The organism is Vibrio sp. M260112 (genome assembly GCF_036533775.1).
In the GTDB taxonomy this organism is placed as follows: Bacteria; Pseudomonadota; Gammaproteobacteria; order Enterobacterales; family Vibrionaceae; genus Vibrio.
Map to the genome: position 1 here is coordinate 1 of NZ_JATABH010000104.1, position 3,280 is coordinate 3,280.

The following is a 3,280-nucleotide window of genomic DNA, read 5'->3' on the forward strand; positions in this document are numbered from 1 at the left end:
CACAAATAGCTTTAACCGTTATGCTTATGTGATGAATAATCCGCTCAAGTATACGGATCCTACAGGGTACTTCTGGGAGGGAGGAAGTTGTAATACCGATGGTACGATGCGTGATCGTGGCGGGAGGGTTACAGGACGTTGGGATAGGGATAGAAATCGCAACACTCCAGCAACTCCGCCTCGCACCAAACCTAAGGTAAAAGAGGAAGAAGTGCCGAAAGTTGAGCCTACAGTAATCGATGATGAAGAGTATGCTAATTTTAAGGGAGGAAAGTTTGTTCCTGATGATAAGCTATACGAAACCTCATTAGCCCCAACTCAAGGTAGAATCGAAACTCTAGAAGTCGATGAAACCGTAGAACAAGATCTAAATGTTAAAACTGAAAAGTACAGTCAAGGTGAATTGATGGATACAACTGTAACAGATGTAGTTACTCTAGCAGGTAATGAATTTACAGCTGCTACTAAGAACCCAGTCGCTATATTAGCAGCTCAAGCTATGGAGGTTGCGCTAAAATCAACAGAAACTGTCAAGACAATTGAAACGCAATACAGGGGGGTAGTTTATAAAGTAAAATCAGCTCCGGCTGTTCGCTTCAGCAATGGCGATACATATATAAAGGGCGAACCTGTTGACACAGGTAGAAAAGTTACTCATCTGAAGCGTGTTGACAAGTTCTATGGTGAGGTCAATGTGAGAGAGTTTAAGTCGAGTAATCCATCATCTTTAGGTCCAATCCTTAGAAAATAAGTTAAATTATGAGAAAGAAAATATTAATGCTGTTATCAGCTTTCAGTCTTTTTTTTGCATCCCAAGTCGTTGCAAACCTTGAGTCTTTGAAAGTGAGTCAGCCTATGCTAGAAAAAGATGTAGCATGTGAAGTAGTAGAGGAAAAAATATCTACTTGTTTGGATTCTATTATGTGGTTTTCATCACCAGAGGCCTATATTTTTAAATTCAAGTTCAAATTGAATGGTGACTTTGAACCAGAAAAAATAGAGGAAATTACAATGTTACATGCTAAGCAGTTATCTGCATTTATAAATCCATTGACAGCTGCTTTTTATGATACATCTCCAACTCTGTTAGATAGCTTAGATGTGAGTAAGTATCAGGCAGAAAATATAATTGTTGAAATTTTGGTGACTAGTCATAAAGGAACATACTCAGCATACCTATATCCTAGGCTAATAAATAACAAAATACATTTAATCTCTAACTTTTTTTATGGTGGGATTGATGTTTATAAACATCTAAAACAAAAATGTGAGAGTATTGAAAACATCAAAGGTGTAAAGGATAGAGAGTCTTATCAAAAGTCGTGTGTTTTTATTAACAAACAATACGCTACGCGCAAGAGCGGATAATAGTACCGGGAATGAGCGTGGCGCACTGTCCAAACAGCTTTGCAGAAATCGAATGAACTAAATCAGAATCTTACGATCAGTTTTCGAGCGGTCGAAGGGGTGAGCCCCCCTGATTTTATTGTAGATACTTATCTTCTTCTAAGCAGCATTGCTCATCATAAGCATCGTATCGACCCCTTGGACCTTTAAAGTGGATGCTAACCACCATGCCTTTCTCTACAAAATAACGTAGGTTGTCACATGAGACTGTTCGTCCCCAACTTTTTACTGTACTAGTGCGCCAGTAGTATCCTGTCGGAAGTGATTCTACAGTAGAAATGACACCTTCATCCGACACCTTAAATCCGTCCCAGTCAGCGAGGGCTTTTTGTGCTTCATTAATGGTTTCGTTGCTAGCTGTCGGTGTAGGCACCTCTGGCGACAAAGTTTGGCAGGCAGATAGAGTGTAGTGGCATAGTGAATTTGGTCACTTAGTTAGAGGTGATACCATCACCTCATAAGTTAACAGGTGACATTATGACAAAACGTACAAGACGACTATTTAGTGCAGAATTTAAGTTAGAAGCAGCGCAGCTAGTCCTAGACCAAAACTACTCAGTAACTGAAGCGGCCCAAGCTATGAATGTGGGCAAATCTACGATGGATAAATGGGTTCGCCAGCTAAGAGAAGAGCGCCAAGGGAAAGCGCCCAGTGGCATGGCGAGAAGAGGGTCCATTAGAAGTCGTGCAACAAGCTATTACTAATCGTGGTTACACAGGGCATGAAGAGATAGTCGAAGTAGGCTTAGTGCATATGAATCCCCCTCTGGCAGGATAGTTGTCACTGTTAAAATTTAACCAGTGTAGGGCGGTAAGAGTGAATTGTGTCTCGTATTCCAACAGAAAGAAAAGAAGCCATATTGAAGAAGCTACTGCCTCCATACTCAGTGTCAGTGAGCGAACTTTCAAAAGAGGAAGGTATTAGCACCGCAACCCTGTATCATTGGCGACAGCAACTCAGACGTTCAGGAGCCGCAGTGCCAAACAGCAACACTTCATCAGAGCAGTGGTCTGCTCAAACTAAACTCGCCATCGTCGCCGAGACTTACTCGATGACCGAGAATGAACTCAGCCAATATTGTCGTGAAAAAGGTCTGTTTCCAGAGCAAGTTCAACGCTGGCGCAGCGAATGCATGCAAGGCTTCATGTCGAGTAAAGAGCGGGAAGCGGAAGCAAAGAAACAGGCCAAAGCGGATAAGCTTGAAATCAAAGAACTTAGGAAGGAGTTACGCCACAAAGAAAAGGCGCTCGCTGAAACGGCTGCCCTGTTGGTTCTACGAAAAAAGCTCAGAGCCTTTTACGGGGAAGAGCCAGAGGACGACTAACCTCAACCGATGAAAGGCAGTACCTGATTACGCTTATCCACGATGCCAAGCAAAGTGGTTGCCGCTTAGAGCGAGCTTGTTATGAGGTTCAAATTGACCTGAGGACGTATCGTCGATGGTATCGGCAAGGAGAGATCCAAGCGGATAAAAGACCGACCAGTGTCAGACCAGAGCCAGCTAACAAGCTCTCTCAGCAAGAACGTGATGCAATTATCGAGGTGTGTAACCGCCCAGAGTTCGCGAGTTTACCTCCAACTCAAATCGTACCGACACTGCTTGATAAAGGTGAGTATATCGCCTCAGAGTCGAGCTATTATCGAGTACTGAGTGCACAAGGATGGGGATACTTCAGGGACAGGCACCATTAAAAAGTAACAGACAAGTCAATTACATACATTACCCCTATCGCTGCAATTTTCTCTAGGTCTCCAACAAGCTGGGCCGCATGCGGTAACCAAAGCCAATGGTTTAAATTACCAGTATGATGCTAACGGTAATATGCTACGTGCACGAGCGGATAACAGTACCGAGAATGAGCGTGAACTCGA

General features: G+C 43.0%; 4 protein-coding genes and 1 pseudogene. 4 read left to right on the forward strand and 1 reads right to left on the reverse strand.

The window, feature by feature from the left end; genetic code table 11:
• A partial coding sequence (locus QTN95_RS19965) for a hypothetical protein (RefSeq protein WP_331418734.1) occupies positions 1 to 751 on the forward strand: 751 nt, incomplete at its 5' end.
• An 8-nt stretch (positions 752 to 759) separates the two neighbouring features.
• Positions 760 to 1,368: a hypothetical protein gene (locus QTN95_RS19970; protein ID WP_331418735.1), complete on the forward strand. Its 609-nt coding sequence runs from the start codon at positions 760 to 762 to the stop codon at positions 1,366 to 1,368.
• A 115-nt stretch (positions 1,369 to 1,483) separates the two neighbouring features.
• On the opposite strand, the gene QTN95_RS19975 is transcribed toward QTN95_RS19970, so the two are convergent.
• The gene (locus QTN95_RS19975) at positions 1,484 to 1,780 is read right to left on the reverse strand and encodes a hypothetical protein (RefSeq protein ID WP_331418736.1); all 297 of its coding nucleotides are present in this window, start codon (positions 1,778 to 1,780) and stop codon (positions 1,484 to 1,486) included.
• A 104-nt stretch (positions 1,781 to 1,884) separates the two neighbouring features.
• Between QTN95_RS19975 and QTN95_RS19980 the strand changes: the two are divergent.
• Positions 1,885 to 2,058 (forward strand): annotated as a pseudogene (locus tag QTN95_RS19980) (transposase); the annotation flags it as partial.
• 173 nt (positions 2,059 to 2,231) lie between these two features.
• Positions 2,232 to 2,732, forward strand: a complete 501-nt coding sequence (locus tag QTN95_RS19985) for a transposase (protein WP_138972284.1) — start codon at positions 2,232 to 2,234, stop codon at positions 2,730 to 2,732.
• Positions 2,733 to 3,280 lie beyond the last annotated feature (548 nt).